This is a genomic window from Mycobacterium sp. 1245111.1 (assembly GCF_001673405.1).
Taxonomy (GTDB): domain Bacteria; phylum Actinomycetota; class Actinomycetes; order Mycobacteriales; family Mycobacteriaceae; genus Mycobacterium.
On record NZ_LZLV01000148.1, the window covers coordinates 1 to 1,768 of the forward strand.

The window sequence follows — 1,768 nt, forward strand, 5'->3', positions numbered from 1 at the left end:
CGAGCGTCCGGCCGCCCGCCGCGGTGATCAGTTCGGCGATTTCGGTCAGCTGTTCGGCTGTGCCAGTGCCGTCCCGGCCGGGCGGCGGCAGGTGGGCCGCGACGTAGAGGATCCCGGACTTGGCGTGCTCGAACGGCGAGCCCACATCGAGCCCGCGCCAAGGCGTTTCGCTGTCGGCCAGGCCCCACGCCTTGGCCATCGCGTCGAACGAGCCGCCGACGGTCAGCGTCGCCGAGGTGAGCACCGCGGTCGCGTCGGCGAAGAGCCGGGTGCGCAGCAAACCGGCCACCGACAGCGGCGCGACCCGCAGAAAGGTCCGCGTCGAGCCGCGGCTTTCTTCGTGATCGAGCCAGACGACGTCGGTGCGATCAGGGATCGCCGGCCCGAAGGCCGATAGGATTCGCGTTGCGGTGTCGGCGATTTCGGCGAGGCTGGCCACCGCTTCGTTGCGGGCCGCCGCGGCCTTGGGATCGGTGGGTGCGGTGTCGATGGTCGAGCGCGCCGCGGTGGCCGCATCACGCAGCGCGGTCAGGTGGGTGGCGAGCTCGTCGTCGAGGTGGTCCATGCGACCGGCCGATGCATTCTGGATGAGCGTGATGAAGCTGCCCGACGTGCGTTCCCAGCGCTGCATGAGCTCGGGTTCAACCAGTTGGGCGATGCGTCGCGACGCGATGCCGAGCGCAGTGGCGGTCAGCTCGCCGGTGGCGACCGCGGTGACCCGGTCGACCAGGTCGTGGGCCTCGTCGACTACCAGCAGCCGATGTTCGGGCAGCACGGCGGAGTCGGCGACGGCATCGATGGCCAACAGTGCGTGATTGGTGACGACGACATCGGCGAGGCCCGCCTTGGCCCGCGCCTTCTCGGAGAAGCAGTCGGTGCCGAACGGGCAGCGGGCCATCCCGAGGCATTCGCGGGCGGAGACGCTGACCTGCCCCCACGACCGGTCGGCGACACCGGGTTTGAGGTCGTCGCGGTCGCCGGTGTCGGTCTCCGACGCCCACTCGGTGAGCCGTTGCACCTCGCGACCCATTGCCGAGGCCGCCTGCGGCCGAAACAGCTCCTGCGGCTCCTCGGCGGCGTCGGCGGCGGAGCCGTTGTGAATCTTGTTCAGGCACAGGTAGTTCTGCCGGCCTTTGAGCAACGCGAAACTCGGCTTGCGCGGCAGCGCGTCGGCGAGAGCATCGACGAGCTGGGGGAGATCCCGGTTGACCAGTTGTCGCTGCAGGGCGATGGTCGCCGTCGACACCACCACCGGCGTGTTGTCGGCCACCGCCCGCTCGATCGCCGGAACGAGGTATGCCAACGACTTTCCGGTGCCGGTGCCCGCCTGTACGGCCAGGTGTTCTTCGGATTCGAAGGCATGCGCGACCGCGTTGGCCATCTCCAGCTGGCCGCTGCGTTCCTTGCCGCCCAGCGCCGCCACCGCAGTGGCCAGCAGCTGCGTCACCGGCATCGGCACATCGTCGGGCGTGGCTACTCCTGGGTGTCGGGCGGTGGACGTCGGGCCTGGATCTGCGTGGTGGGGATCGCCGGGTCGCCGTGCGACAACATCAGACCTTCCCACGGCAAGCTTCGCAAGCCCGATGCCACCAAGTCGCGTGCCACGCCCAGCGCAGTGTCCGCCACCACTTCGCCGTCGCGCACCAGCGGAACCGTCAGCAGCCGCCACGGTTCCGAATGGGATGGCCGGTGGCCCGCCGGATACACGACCTCCTCGGTGATCGTTCCGGTCGAGCGTGCCAATCGCACCGCCTCCTTGCGGCCGCCG

General features: G+C 70.0%; 1 protein-coding gene and 1 pseudogene. Both read right to left on the reverse strand.

Going from position 1 to position 1,768, the window contains the following annotated elements; all coding sequences use genetic code 11:
• Positions 1–1,453, reverse strand: a 1,453-nt coding sequence (locus A5658_RS24720; protein WP_067341647.1) for an ATP-dependent DNA helicase, incomplete at its 3' end; no start/stop codon positions are given.
• Between the two features lie 20 nt (positions 1,454–1,473).
• Positions 1,474–1,768, reverse strand: a pseudogene (locus tag A5658_RS24725) (nicotinate phosphoribosyltransferase); the annotation flags it as partial.